The following is a 14,218-nucleotide window of genomic DNA, read 5'->3' as shown; positions in this document are numbered from 1 at the left end:
CGTGCACGCCAAACGCCTTCAGTTATTAGCCCTGAGTCACCAGAGCGTCGACAGGTTCAATAGTATCGTGTCGCACCACCGCACCGAACTGCTGGACCATCTGCTGGATGAACGGATCGCCGTGGATCGATTCCTCCGCCTCGCGCTGACGGTTGGCGCGGCGACGGGACGCGGCCTGCGCCGGGGTTTCCTGCTCCGGTTTGATCAGCTCGATGGTCAGGGTCAGGGTGCGACCGTGGAACTGGTTCAAGGCATCGTTCAAGCGCCGCTGCTGTGTGGCGTTGAACAGCGCACTGTGCGCCGGGTCCAGGTGCAGCAACCAATGGTCGCCATCGACCGCGATCAGCGTGCAGTTGGCGGCGATGCTACCGGTCATGCCGGAGATCGGCAGTTGCGGGAACAGCTCCAGCCATTGTAGAGCCAGACCGGTGGCCGGCGCGGCGGCGGGCTCCGGCTCGGGTTCCGGAGCCGGCTCGGCGGCATGTTCGCTGGCCAGATCGTCGAGGTAGCTGTAAGCCGAATCCATGTCCGGCTCGATGTAGTCTTCGTCCAGCGGCGGCTCGTCGTCCAGGTCCATGCCCGGGGTGGCGGCATCGACATCGGCGACCGACGGTTCGGGAATCGGCGCCGCGGCCCACTCCGGCGCATCCGGCACCACGCTGTCCGGGGTCGGCAGCGGCATCGGCGGCAACTCGGGCTGCTCGCTGGCAGTTTCCAGCATCGGCTCGACGGCCGGTTGCTGCGCAGGTGCCGGTTCAGGCTCGGAGGCGACCGGGTCGTTCCACGGCAGGTCGACGACTTCTTCGGCGACCACCGGCTCGGGTTCTGACTGCAGCTCAGGCTCGGCGACCGCAACAGGCGCGGGTTCCGGCGCCGGCGCTGGCAGAGGAGCAGCCATCGCTGCAGGTGCAGGCGTCGGCGCAACAGTCGCAGCGACTACCGGCGCAGGTTTCGGCGCGGCAGCCACTGAGTTTGCGGAATCAACTGTGGCCTGGCTGATCCCCACTGGCTTTAGCGGTTGCCTCGGGGCGTCCGCCGTGTCTGCGGGCCGGAAGGCCAGCATCCGCAGCAAGACCATCTCGAAACCACCGCGAGGATCCGGCGCCAGCGGCAAGTCGCGACGGCCGATCAGGCCCATCTGGTAATAGAACTGCACGTCTTCGGCCGGCAGCGCCTGCGCCAGCGCCAGCACCCGATCCCGGTCGCCATGACCGTTATCGACACCTTCCGGCAACGCCTGGGCGATGGCCACGCGGTGCAGCACATTGAGAATTTCCGAGAGCACGCCGTTCCAGTCCGGGCCTTGCTCGGCCAGATGGCGCACGGCTTCGAGCAACGCCTTGGCATCGCCTTCGATCAGCGCATGCAGAACGTCATAGACCTGGCCGTGATCCAGCGTGCCGAGCATCGCCCGCACATCGGTGGCCAGAACCTTGCCTTCACCGAAGGCGATGGCCTGGTCGGTGAGGCTCATGGCGTCGCGCATCGAGCCGTCAGCGGCGCGACCGAGCAGCCACAGTGCATCGTCTTCGAACGGTACGTTTTCGGCAGTCAGCACGTGGGTCAAATGCTCGACCACGCGCTCCGGCGTCATGTTCTTCAGCGAAAACTGCAGGCAGCGCGACAAAATGGTTGCCGGAAGTTTCTGCGGATCCGTGGTCGCGAGGATGAACTTGACGTAGGGCGGCGGCTCTTCGAGGGTTTTCAGCAGCGCATTGAACGAATGGCTGGAGAGCATGTGCACTTCGTCGATCAGGTAGACCTTGAAGCGCCCACGGCTCGGGGCGTACTGCACGTTGTCGAGCAGCTCGCGGGTGTCTTCGACCTTGGTCCGGCTCGCGGCGTCGATCTCGATCAGGTCGACAAAGCGCCCCTCGTCGATCTCGCGGCATACCGAACATTCGCCGCAGGGGCTGGAGGTGATACCTGTCTCACAGTTCAGGCATTTGGCAATGATCCGCGCAATGGTGGTCTTACCGACCCCGCGGGTACCGGTGAACAGGTACGCGTGGTGCAGCCGCTGGCTGTCCAAGGCATTGATCAGAGCCTTGAGCACATGGGTCTGGCCGACCATTTCGCGGAACGAGCGCGGACGCCATTTACGTGCAAGAACCTGATAACTCATCGAAAACCGTCGCAACGAAGGAAGCTGAAGCGGCTAATGCTAGCGGAGCAAGGGCAAAATTGCATCCGGTGTGCTCGTCTAATCTGGTTGGGGGGGCGGTTGACGGGGGAATATCCGCCGGATTCGGGGACGCATCGGCCTCCTTTGTAGGAGTGAGCCCTGCTCGCGATAGCGGTGTGTCAGTCACTGAAGATGTTGACTGATACACCGCTATCGCGAGCAGGGCTCACTCCTACAGGGGGATAGTCGCCCGGCAATCAGTGACCGTGCGATTCGCGGAATTTCTGGTAATCGTGAAATTCGATCCATTCGACCACGTCGTACGGCAGATAAAGCTGCTGGCGGGCGCGGGAGATGGCGATGTACACCGCACAGATGCGCTCGTCGAACGCATAGGCGTCCTTGAACTTGACGTTGGTCAGCAGCTCCGGCGTCAGCAGCACCCGGTCGAACTCCATGCCGCCGGCCGCTTGTGCCTGCATCAGCATGCAGCTTTTGCCGGGGCCGCCAATCATCCGCTGCAGCCGGGTCAGGTCAGACACCTTGAACCCCTTCTGCAACTCGGCCTCGACCCACAGGAACGCCTCGTCGAACTGATTGGCCGCGCGCACCTGCTGCCAGTCGGGCAAGTCGCTGAAATAGCGGTGCGGCCCCTTGTCGCTGTATTCGGCACTGTAATAATCGACCTTGAACAGCTCGATGGCGGTGGTCATGAAATGCTCGAGGTCGCGCTGGGCTTTCAGGTCGGGAAAACTGAACAGGCAGTTGGCATCGTGCAACTGCATGGCCCACATCATGGAGTCCCACGGCGAGGCGGTCAGCACCACGCAACCTTCGGGCGGGACAAAGCCCAGCGGATAAAACTCGATGCCGACGTCCGCCTCACGCGCGCCCTCGAAAGGCACCTTGGTCTTTTCCGAGTGCCGGGAAATCAGCGGGTTGACCAGACGCTCGACATTACGCCCCGAACGCACGGAATAGGTGATATCGCTCTGGCGCACTTCGCGCTTTCGTTTCACCAGATCGCGGCTGGCGTGCTGGTATTCATCGCCCAAGGTAATCAGCACCTGGCGGCCACGCTCGATGATCTGCAGCAGCGAGGCAGGAATGTCCTGGCTTTCGTCGATCAGCACGTGGGTATAGCGCGGCGGCACCACGCAGCCGGCCAGGCTCGCGCGTTTGACCAACACCAACGCCTCGAAGCCCGTCTGCCCGCCCCACGCAGGATTGGCCTCAAGATAGGTCCAGATGCGGCTGGCATATTCCAGCAGCACCCTGGATTCGAGGCCGCTCAATGACAGCTGGAAATACGGCAGATGCTGGGCGCTCAGGCTGTAGTCGCGGGACTGGCAATAGCGCTCAAGGGTTTCCAGGCAGACGTTGAACGTGCGCTGCGCATCATGTCCGCGAAAACCGAGAATGTTCAGCTCCTGCGCCACACTCCGCTTGCTCGGCAGCCGCGCGGCAGCCCCTTTGGTCTGTGGCCGGCGACCGAGCATCAGCCCGCGCGCAAACGCTTCGAAGGTGACGCCAGGCTTGCGATCATTGCTGATGCCCATGCGCTGACGCAGAGTCGCGAGTTTTTCCGGGGTGCGCGCCAGCAACAGGGTTTTCCCGGGGTCCAGACATTCGGTCAGGGCCCCGAGCAGATGGCTTTTGCCGATCCCGGCATAGCCTTGCACGTGCAGGTCCTCGTCGAGATTGGCGCGGAAGGTCCTGACCAGTTTGTCCTGGGCCGAACTCAGCCAGCGCTCGCGCTGGATGGGGCTGATCATCTGCTGGCTGAACGGATTATTCAGCGCGTGATGGCGGGTCTTGAATTCGTCATCCCATTTGCCGTCCGCCAGCAGATACTCCTGCGCCGCCACTTCTTCGGCCAACAGCAACCGCAGGTTCAGCCCGCGCAGCGCGTTCAGGCCGAAATACAACTGGCGCGGATCGAACAGTCGCTGCGCTTCGGACAACAGCCCTACCCGACCATCCACCGCCCACGCGAGCAGCCGGGCCAGGACCTTCTCGGCGGCTGCGGCGTTGAGGTCCCTGGCGGCGGCCTGGGCCAGATTCTGGATGACCAGCACTGCCGCCAGTTGCGCGTCCGTCAGCTCGCCGAGGACTTTCGCGCCCTCAGGCTGCAACAGGCTGGCGCAGGTTTCATCGGTCACGGGCAAGTAGACGGCGGTGGATAAATCGTGATGTTCCGGGTGCATACAACCTCGTAGCCAGGGCGCGGACTTGGCAACGGCGCGCGCAGCAAGACCGTGGAGTATGCCACTGTTGCGCACCAATGGCCGAAGGGCTTTGGGGATGCAGCTTTCGCGCGCAGGCTTGGCCTACGGGAGCTCGCGTGAAACCTCAAATCGCAGGCATAAAAAAACCGCAGTGGGCGAAACCCATGCAGTTCTGTTGACACGTTCGATGTTCGTCAAGGTGGTAACCCTACCAGCCACACCCCGGCACACAATGTTCCCGCTGTGGCTGCTGCCTTCCGGCTCTGACCAGGTTCACGGGTAATCGTTGCGGGGGGACCGATAGGGTCACCATAACGACACTCACCTCTCGGCGAGCCGCGCCATTGTACCTATCTGAAGCGAAGTTACAACCGTTGGTTGCAGATTAAAAATATGAACGGGTTCAAGGACATAAAGATCGCAGCCTGCGGCAGCGGCTACAGGGTCAGGACCTCGTCGGCCTTGCCACCCGCCTGCTGGATCACCAGATGGATAAAGTGCAGCTTGGCAATCGCCGCCGCCGGCAGCACGAACGGGTAGAAATCCGGCTGGCCCATGCTGCGCGACAGTTCGTTGAGCATGCCCGCCAGTTCGATCCACGCGTTGACGAACGACAGGAATGCCGCGCCGCCGGGGTGCTGCGGGTCGTACAGGGTTTCCGGGGGAAACGGCTGGTAGTCGAAATCCATCTCGCGCGCACTCATGCCGAAGCCCAGCGCGGTGTCCACCGCGTCCATCATGTGCAGGTAATGCGCCCAGGTTTCCGCCCAGTCTTCCCACGGATGCATGGTCGCGTAGGCGCTGACGTAGTGTTGCGGCCAGTCCAGCGGCGCGCCTTGCTGGTAGTGACGGTCAAGCGCTTCGCTGTAGCTGGCGCGCTCGTCGCCGAAAAGGTTACGGAAGCCTTCGAGCCACAGGCCGTTGGCGATCAGCCGGTCCCAGTAGTAATGCCCGACTTCATGCCGAAAATGCCCGAGCAACGTGCGATAGGGTTCATGCATCGCCGCCCGCACCTGCTCGCGGTGGGCGTCGTCGGCTTCCTTGATGTCGAGGGTGATCAGGCCGTTGGCGTGGCCGGTCATCGGCGCGTTGCCTTCGAGGTCGACACCGATAAAGTCAAAGGCCAGCCCGCTGTCCTCATCCACGGTTTTCGGGATGACCGGCAAGCCGAGGCTGATCAGTTGCGCCACCAGCCGGCGCTTGGCGGTTTCGACTTTGCGCCAGCGCTCGGGGTTTTCCGGGTCGGACAGATCGGGAATGGTGCGATTGAGGCTGCAGGCGATGCACAGCGCATCATCGACATGGGCCGGCAGCAGCCAGTTGCACGCCGCGGCGGTGGCGAGGTTGGCGCAGCGACGAAACAGTCCGGCAGCGGGATCGGCATCCAGCGTCCAGGTGCCCTCCTCGCCACCGGGCGACAATGAGCTGATGCGACTTTCTTCTGGCTGATAGCCCAGCGCGGCGTTGCACGCCAGGCACTGGCTGTTGCGAAAGAACAGCGACTGACCGCAGCGGCACGGCCAGATTTTGCTGTTGCGCGAGGATTCGCCCATGAACGGCGCGACGATGCGAGAACTGAGCTGCTCGAAAAAGCGGTACATGGCGATCTCTCCCTGGGGCTTGCCAAGACTAGATCATTGCCGAGCCAACATCGTTCCCGAATACTCCACGGCCATTGGATGATGCCCTCACTTGTGGTGAGGGGATTTATCCCCGATGGGTTGCGAAGCAGCCCCAAAACCTTACAACTCGGGTGAATCAGACAAATCGTGTGCTCAGGCTTTGCGACTGCTGCGCAGCCGATCGGGGATAAATCCCCTCACCACAGGTTTTGAGTTCACCCACTGACTCAAGCAGAAATACCGTGGGTTTTGAGGAAAGCGATAAACGCCTCCTCATCCATCACCTTCACCCCCAGCTCATTGGCCTTGGTCAGCTTCGACCCGGCGCCCGGTCCGGCGACCACGCAATGGGTCTTGGCCGACACCGAGCCGGCGACTTTCGCGCCCAGGCTTTCCAGGTGTTCTTTGGCCACATCACGGCTCATCAGCTCGACCTTGCCGGTCAGCACCCAGGTCTCGCCGGACAGCGGCAGGCCTTCGACGACCTTCTTCTCGCTGAGCCAGTGCATACCGAAATCACGCAGTTGCTGTTCGGCAGACTCGGCGATCTGCCGATGCTCTGGCGCGGCAAAAAACTCGCGCACCGAGTTGGCCTGCTTCTCCGGCAGCGCCTGGCGCATGTCCAGCCAGTCGGCGTTCATCACCGCCTCCAGCGAACCGAATTTGTCCGCCAGTTTCTGCGCACCGCCGGGGCCGACAAAAGGGATGTGCAACTTGTCGAGCAGACCGCCGAGCGTGGTGCTCGCGGCAAACTCGGCGCCCAGCTCGCCCTGATCCTGAATCTGCAAGCCATGACCGAGCAACTCAGCAATCACCTGCTGGTTATGCGCATCTTCAAAGAAGCTGTGAATCTCGTGGGCCACTTCCAGGCCGATGTCCGGCAGGTAGGTCAGCACTTGCGGCAACGCCTGCTGCACGCGCTCCAACGACCCCAACGAACGCGCCAGGACCTTGGCGGTTTCCTCGCCAACATCGGGAATGCCGAGGGCGTAGATAAAGCGCGCCAGGCCCGGCGGTTTGCTGTTCTCGATCGCCGCCAGCAGCTTGTTGCTGGACACCTCGGCGAAGCCTTCCAGATCGACGATGTCCTCGAACTTCAACGCGTACAAGTCAGCCGGGGAACTGACCAGTCCTTCGTCCACCAGTTGCTCAACGCTCTTGTCGCCGAGGCCTTCGATGTCCATGGCGCGGCGCGAGACGAAGTGGATGATCGCCTGCTTCAGCTGCGCGCCACACGCCAAGCGGCCGACGCAGCGATACACCGCGCCTTCGCTGATGGTTTCCTTGCCTTTACTGCGCTTGACCAGTTGCGTGCGCTCGACGTGCGAACCGCACACCGGGCAACTCTCAGGAATCGCCACTGGCCGGGCATCCTCCGGCCGACGCTCGGTGATGACTTGCACCACTTGCGGGATCACGTCACCGGCCCGGCGGATGATCACCGTGTCGCCAATCATCAGGCCCAGACGCGCGACTTCATCCATGTTGTGCAGGGTGGCATTGGCCACGGTGACACCCGCGACCTTGACCGGTTTCAAGCGCGCCACCGGGGTGACGGCGCCGGTGCGGCCGACCTGGAATTCCACGTCGAGCAATTCGGTGAGCTCTTCCATCGCCGGGAATTTATGCGCGATGGCCCAGCGCGGTTCGCGCGCACGAAAGCCCAGCTCACGCTGATCGGCGATGCTGTTGACCTTGAACACCACGCCGTCGATTTCATAGGCCAGCGCATTACGTCGTTCGCCGATATCGCGGTAATAATCCAGGCACTCGCCGATGCCTTTGGCCAGTTTCAGCTCATGGCTGATCGGCATGCCCCACTTCTGCAACTGTTTGAGATTGCCAATGTGGGTGTCGGAAATATCGTGAGAAACCTGGCCGATGCCGTAGCAGCAGAATTCGAGCGGGCGGTTGGCGGTGATCTTCGAATCCAGCTGCCGCAGACTGCCCGCCGCCGCGTTGCGCGGGTTGGCGAAAGTCTTGCCGCCGATCTCCAGCTGCGAGGCGTTGAGGCGCTCGAAACCGGCCTTGGACATGAACACTTCACCGCGCACTTCCAGCGTCGCCGGCCAGCCCGTGCCATGCAGCTTCAGCGGGATGTTGCGCACGGTGCGTACGTTGACGCTGATGTCTTCACCCGTAGTGCCATCGCCGCGCGTGGCGCCACGCACCAGCACACCGTCCTGATACAGCAGACTGACCGCCAGACCATCGAGTTTCGGCTCGCAGCTGTATTCCACCGCCGCACCGCCACCGAACAGATCACTCGCCGGCAGGTCCAGACCTTCAGTCACCCGCCGGTCGAACTCGCGCATGTCGCTTTCTTCGAAGGCGTTACCGAGGCTGAGCATCGGCACTTCGTGACGTACCTGGGTGAACGCGGTCAGCGCCACGCTGCCGACGCGCTGGGTCGGCGAGTCGCTGGTGATCAGCTCCGGATTGGCCGCTTCCAGCGCCTTGAGCTCATGGAACAACCGGTCGTACTCGGCGTCCGGAATGCTCGGCTCGTCGAGGACGTGGTAACGGTAGTTGTGCTGATCGAGTTCAGCGCGCAGCTCTAGAATACGGTTTTTGGCGGCGGTCATGGGTGTTCTCTCATAAAGCAAAAGAGCAGCCGAGGCTGCTCAATCCATTAAATACAATGATGGCCCAGGACTGACCTGTGGCGAGGGGGCTTGCCCCCGTTGTGCCGCAAAGCGGCACCAAGACCATTCACCGCATCGTGCCAGATGCAGCTCGGTAACAGGATTTACGACGGCTTCGCCGCCGAACGGGGGCAAGCCCCCTCGCCACAAAGTCCCGCTGCCACAACTGCGCTCCAGCCTTAGCGTTTCTGGGTCAGGGCGCGGCGTTCGAATTCGACGATACGCTGACGGTAGTGCTCGATGGTCTGCGCGGTCAAAACGCTGCGCTGATCATCTTTCAGCTCGCCGTTCAGTTCCTGGGACAGCTTGCGGGCTGCCGCCACCATCACGTCGAAGGCCTGCTTCGGATGACGCGGGCCTGGCAGACCGAGGAAGAAGCTCACCGCCGGGGTGCTGAAATGGTCGATGTCGTCCAGGTCGAAGATACCCGGCTTGACCGCATTGGCCATGGAGAACAGCACTTCACCGTTGCCGGCCATGCTTTCGTGGCGGTGGAAAATATCCATTTCGCCAAAGCGCAGACCACTTTCGAGAATGTTCTGCAGCAGCGCCGGGCCTTTGAAGCCGGCGGCGTCGCGGCAGATCACGCTGATCACCAGCACTTCTTCGGCTTGCGGCTGATCCTTGTCGGCCACCGCTGGCGCAGGCTTGCTGTCTTCGACGAAATCGTCGTCACGGCTGCTGAAACTCGGGCCGCCGTCCAGATCCAGGTCGAGGTTCAGGTCGCCCTGAGCCGGACCGTTGCTGCCACGCTTGCCGCGTTTGCCAGCGGATTCGCGAGGCTCCCGCGCTTCGCGGGCCGGCATGCTTACCGATGGCAGATCGTGTTCGTCCAGTTGCGGCTCTTTATGGGTATCCAGCACTCGGGCCGGGCCCAACAGCTCGGCGCTGCTGTCCTCGTCCGGCAGATTGGACAGACTTCGGTCAAGACGGAATTTCAGTTTTCCCTTGCCGCCGCGCATACGGCGCCAGCCATCGAAAAGAATACCGGCTATCACAATGATGCCGATGACGATCAGCCACTCGCGCAGACCGATTTCCATGTAATCCCGTGCCTCTATAAAAAATGCTGAAAAATAAGGGGTTTACACTGTGCAAACCGCTTTAAAACGTGGCGCCAACTCTATGTTCTGACAGGCGTTTTGCCCACGTATACGAAAAATTGACATTAAACTAGCACGACCAAAGACAACTTTACACCGTCTGTCGAAATCGCTGCGCAAATTGTGTCGATTTGCCACTTTCATTCAAATAATCAGCCTGTTGTCATCTTTGCGCAGCGCAGCTGCAAGTCGCGAGCTATAAGCCACAAGCTCTTCTCTTGCAGCTTGCATCTTATCGCTCGAAGCTGCGCCGCTAGGCGTCCACCATCGCCATCGCCTCCTCGACATCCACTGCAACCAGTCGCGAACAACCCGGTTCGTGCATCGTCACCCCCATCAGTTGATCAGCCATTTCCATGGCGATCTTGTTGTGGGTGATATAGATGAACTGCACGGTCTGCGACATTTCTTTCACCAGTCGTGCGTAGCGTCCAACGTTAGCGTCATCCAGTGGCGCGTCAACTTCATCGAGCATGCAGAACGGCGCCGGATTCAATTTGAAGATGGCAAATACCAGTGCCAGCGCGGTCAGGGCTTTTTCCCCGCCGGAGAGCAAATGGATGGTGCTGTTCTTCTTGCCAGGCGGCCGCGCCATGATCGTCACCCCTGTATCGAGTAGATCTTCGCCCGTCAGTTCCAAATACGCGCTGCCGCCACCGAAAACTTTCGGGAAAAGTGCCTGCAATCCGCCATTGATCTGATCAAAGGTATCTTTGAAACGGTTACGGGTTTCCTTGTCGATCTTGCGAATGACGTTTTCCAGGGTTTCCAGGGCTTCGACCAGATCGGCGTCCTGCGCATCCAGATAACGTTTACGCTCGGATTGTTGCGTGTATTCATCGATGGCCGCGAGGTTGATCGCGCCCAGGCGCTGAATGCGCGCATTGATCCGTTCGAGTTCTTCTTCGGCAGCGCGTTCACTGGCCTCGGCGGTCAGGGTGGCGAGCACGCCGTTGAGATCGTAGCCGTCTTCGAGCAGTTGATCTTGCAACGCCTTGCGCCGCACGGTCAGGGCCTGCCATTCCATGCGCTGCTGTTCGAGTTGACCACGGATCAATTGCGACTGCTGCTCGGCCTGGGTCCGGCGCTTTTCCGCCTCGCGCAATTCGCGATCGGCATCTTCCAAGGCGATCTGCGCGGTCTTCAGTTCTTCGTCGACGGTCATGCGCTTGTCGAGCAGCTCTTCGAGTTTCAGGCGCAACTCTTCCAGCGGCGCCTCGCCCTCCTCCAGATTCAGACTCAACTGCTCGCGCTTTTCCGTCAGGCGCTCGGCCTGCAGTTCCAGACGCTCCAGCGCCTGACGCGTGGAATCGTGCTGCGCGCGCAACGAGCCGAGACGCACGGCCAGTTGATGCGCATGATCCTTGTGCTGGCGGGCTTCCTGGCGCACGCGGTCGAGGCGTTCACGCAAACTGTCGCGCTGAGCCAGCAGCAACTCGCGTTGCTCGGTGTCCAGCGCCATGGCGTCGAGCGCTTCCTGCAATTGCATGCGCGCTTCGCCGAGCTGTTCATGCTCAAGCTCACGTTGTTCGCCGAGTTCGACCAGCTCTTCATCCAGCCGCGTGCGGCGCAGCGTCAGCTGTTCGGCTTTGGCTTTGCCGGCGGACAACTGGGCTTTCAATTCGCCTTGCTGGCGCGCTTCGTCTTGCAGCAAGCGGCGCAGATGTTCGCGGCCGTTTTCCTGCTGGCGCTGCTGCGCACGCAGAGTCTGCAAACGGGTTTCCATGGCTTCGACGGTGGCTTCGCGCTCTTCGCGTTCGGCCTGCAGCGTTTCGATTTCCTGACCACGGGCGAGCATGCCGCTCTCGGCCTCACTGGCGCGCCGCACGCGCAGAAAGTGCCGGCCGACCCAGTAACCATCGCGACTGATCAGACTCTGCCCGGCGCTCAACTGGCCGCGCAAGGCCAAGGCTTGCTCAAGGCTGTCGACCGGTCTGACCTGACCGAGCCACGGCGACAGATCGATCTGCGCCTCGACCTTATCCAGCAGGCTGCCCGCCACTCGTACGCCATCACCGGCGGGGCTGAGCAGGCGCAGATCGCCCTGGGTAAACCCGGACAGATCGAAACCGCTGAAATCATCCACCAACACCGCTTGCAGGTCGGCGCCGAGCACAGTTTCCACCGCCAGCTCCCAACCGGCCTCGACCTTCAGGCCTTCGGCCAGGCGCGGGCGTTCGGCGAGGTTGTGTTCTTTCAGCCATTCGGCGGTGCCGGTGCCCGGATCGAGCGCGGCTTGCTGCAAGGCTTCCAGCGACGCCAGACGCCCGTTGAGCCGCTGCAGATCGCCCTGCGCCTGCTGTTGCGCGGTCAGCGCCTGCTGCAATTCCTGACGCAGCTGTTCAAGTTTTTCGACCTGCGCTTCTTCGCTGGTCTGCAAATCTTCGAGGGTCGCTTCGGATTCGGCGAGCTGCTCGTTGAGCGCCATGATCGCCGCGTCTTCGGGGTCAGCGGAGAGCAAGTCGCGCTCCTCGGCGAGACGCTTTTGCCGATCGGCCAGACGCTCCATGCTGGTTTCCAGCTGCTGGATCCGCGACTGCTGCACTTCGGCCTGGCGCCGGGGTTCGGCGGCAGTCAGGTTGAAGGCGTCCCACTGCTCCTGCCAGCCGTGCATGACGCTTTCGGAATCTTCCAGCGCAGCGGCGGCTTCTTCGGCGGCGGCGCTGCTGACTTCCTGCTCGGGGACGAGCATGTCCAGCTCTTCGCCGAGGGTCAGCAGCAGCGTGCGGTCGTGGCCCAGATGCGATTCGGTTTCCAGACGCGCGCGCTCGGCTTCTTTCAGATCGTCCTGCAACTGGCGCAGGCGTTGCTGGCCGTGCTGGATGCTCTGCTCGACCCGGGCGATGTCGCCGCCGACCGAATAAAACCGGCCCTGCACCAGATTGAAGCGTTCGGACAGTTCGTGGTGCCCGTCACGCAGGCGCTCGATGGCCGCATCGGCATTGCGCTGCTCGGCGACCAGTGCTTCGAAACTGACTTCCTGGTTGCCGATGATCGACTCGCGCTGGCCGACCTGATCGTTCAGATCCTGCCAGCGCAGGGCCGACAGTTGCGCCTTGAGCTGACGCTCTTCGGCTTTGTATTCCTGATACTTCTTCGCCGATTCGGCCTGACGGTGCAGGCGTTCGAGCTGGCGTTCGAGTTCTTCGCGCAGGTCGGTCAGACGCGCGAGGTTTTCGTGGGTGCGGCGAATGCGGTTCTCGGTCTCGCGCCGGCGCTCCTTGTACTTGGAGATGCCTGCCGCTTCTTCGATGAAGTTGCGCAGGTCTTCGGGCTTGGCTTCGATCAGCTTGGAGATCATCCCCTGCTCGATGATCGAGTAGCTGCGCGGGCCGAGGCCGGTGCCGAGGAAAATATCGGTGATGTCGCGCCGGCGGCATTTGGCGCCGTTGAGGAAATAGCTGTTCTGGCTGTCGCGGGTGACTTTGCGCCGAATGGAAATCTCGGCGTACGCCGCGTACTCGCCGACCAGGGTGCCGTCGGAGTTGTCGAACACCAGCTCGATACTCGCCTGGCTCACCGGCTTGCGGCTGGTCGAGCCGTTGAAGATGACGTCGGTCATCGACTCGCCACGGAGGTTCTTCGCCGAACTTTCGCCCATCACCCAGCGTACGGCGTCGATGATGTTCGACTTGCCGCAACCGTTCGGCCCGACGACCGCCGCCATGTTACTGGGGAAGTTCACCGTGGTCGGATCGACGAAGGACTTGAACCCCGCCAGTTTGATGCACTTTAGCCGCACGCTTAAGCAACCGTCAGCGCAGACACCACCAGATCGCAGCTGCGCTGGGCATAAGCCGTCAGCACGATGCGGATCTGCGGCAAATCACGGGCGAGGACAGCGGCCAGCAGGCGTTCGAACAGTTCGAGGAACTCGCTCATTTCCGCCTTGCGCTGTTCGAGCGCGAGAAAGTAGGCACGGCTCATGGCCGGCTGCAGGTTCTCGACGGTCTCTTGCAGGTATGGATTGTTGGCGAACGGGTACGCGGCGCGCATCACGGCGAAGCTGTCGTCGACGAAGGTGCGGATGTCCTGACGCTCGTAACTGGCGGTCAGGCGCTGCTGGATCTGCACGAACGGCGCCATGTCGGCCTGGGTCTGCCAGCCATTGGCGACCGCGTTACCGAGCAGGATGTACAGCTCGCTCATCAGCGTGCACAGGCTCTGCACCTTGTGCGCAGTGAGTTCGGTGACATGCGCGCCACGTCGCGGCAGGATCGCGATCAAGTGGCGGCGTTCGAGGATCAGCAGGGCTTCGCGGACCGAGCCGCGGCTGACATTGAGCGCCAGCGTGACCTTCTGTTCCTGGATGCGCTCTCCCGGCTTCATTTCGCCGCGAATGATGCGTTCGGCGAGGTGGTGAGCGATTTGCTCGGCGAGGCTGTCCGGCGCCTTGAACGTCATGGTTGTCCTTCAAACTCTTCGATCTGCACAAGCGGCGCAGTGTAGCGCATATGCAGGGGCATGGCGGAGTGCCCGCACAGCGGTTTTTGGC

General features: G+C 62.0%; 7 protein-coding genes and 1 other RNA gene. All 8 read right to left on the bottom strand.

Annotated elements, in window-relative coordinates:
* Positions 1–25 precede the first annotated feature (25 nt).
* Positions 26–2,125 carry a DNA polymerase III subunit gamma/tau gene (dnaX, locus tag ACXR0M_RS25200; RefSeq protein ID WP_458834342.1) on the bottom strand — a complete coding sequence of 700 codons (2,100 nt, stop codon included), beginning with the start codon at positions 2,123–2,125 and terminating at the stop codon, positions 26–28.
* A gap of 257 nt (positions 2,126–2,382) precedes the next feature.
* Positions 2,383–4,332: a hypothetical protein gene (locus ACXR0M_RS25195; protein WP_458834341.1), complete on the bottom strand. Its 1,950-nt coding sequence runs from the start codon at positions 4,330–4,332 to the stop codon at positions 2,383–2,385.
* A 227-nt stretch (positions 4,333–4,559) separates the two neighbouring features.
* An RNA gene (gene ffs, locus ACXR0M_RS25190) (signal recognition particle sRNA small type) lies at positions 4,560–4,656 on the bottom strand.
* A gap of 134 nt (positions 4,657–4,790) precedes the next feature.
* On the bottom strand, positions 4,791–5,954 hold the full coding sequence (locus ACXR0M_RS25185; RefSeq protein WP_458834340.1) for a zinc-binding metallopeptidase family protein: 1,164 nt from the start codon (positions 5,952–5,954) through the stop codon (positions 4,791–4,793).
* A 248-nt stretch (positions 5,955–6,202) separates the two neighbouring features.
* Positions 6,203–8,560, bottom strand: coding sequence for an NAD-dependent DNA ligase LigA (gene ligA / locus ACXR0M_RS25180; protein WP_458834339.1), 2,358 nt, complete (start codon positions 8,558–8,560; stop codon positions 6,203–6,205).
* A 239-nt stretch (positions 8,561–8,799) separates the two neighbouring features.
* Positions 8,800–9,663 carry a cell division protein ZipA gene (zipA, locus tag ACXR0M_RS25175; protein WP_458834338.1) on the bottom strand — a complete coding sequence of 288 codons (864 nt, stop codon included), beginning with the start codon at positions 9,661–9,663 and terminating at the stop codon, positions 8,800–8,802.
* A gap of 313 nt (positions 9,664–9,976) precedes the next feature.
* On the bottom strand, positions 9,977–13,465 hold the full coding sequence (gene smc, locus ACXR0M_RS25170; protein WP_458834337.1) for a chromosome segregation protein SMC: 3,489 nt from the start codon (positions 13,463–13,465) through the stop codon (positions 9,977–9,979).
* A 2-nt stretch (positions 13,466–13,467) separates the two neighbouring features.
* Entirely contained in the window at positions 13,468–14,127 is a 660-nt protein-coding gene (locus tag ACXR0M_RS25165) for a GntR family transcriptional regulator (RefSeq protein WP_007961062.1), read from the bottom strand.
* Between the last annotated feature and the right edge of the window lie 91 nt (positions 14,128–14,218).

The organism is Pseudomonas sp. Eth.TT006, assembly GCF_054456575.1.
This window is presented reverse-complemented; position numbering and strand designations above follow the sequence as displayed.

Coding starts and splice junctions, on each gene's coding strand:
- dnaX (WP_458834342.1), bottom strand. CDS start 2,125: ATGAGTTATCAGGTTCTTGCACGTAAATGGCGTCCGCGCTCGTTCCGC.
- ACXR0M_RS25195 (WP_458834341.1), bottom strand. CDS start 4,332: ATGCACCCGGAACATCACGATTTATCCACCGCCGTCTACTTGCCCGTG.
- ACXR0M_RS25185 (WP_458834340.1), bottom strand. CDS start 5,954: ATGTACCGCTTTTTCGAGCAGCTCAGTTCTCGCATCGTCGCGCCGTTC.
- ligA (WP_458834339.1), bottom strand. CDS start 8,560: ATGACCGCCGCCAAAAACCGTATTCTAGAGCTGCGCGCTGAACTCGAT.
- zipA (WP_458834338.1), bottom strand. CDS start 9,663: ATGGAAATCGGTCTGCGCGAGTGGCTGATCGTCATCGGCATCATTGTG.
- ACXR0M_RS25165 (WP_007961062.1), bottom strand. CDS start 14,127: ATGACGTTCAAGGCGCCGGACAGCCTCGCCGAGCAAATCGCTCACCAC.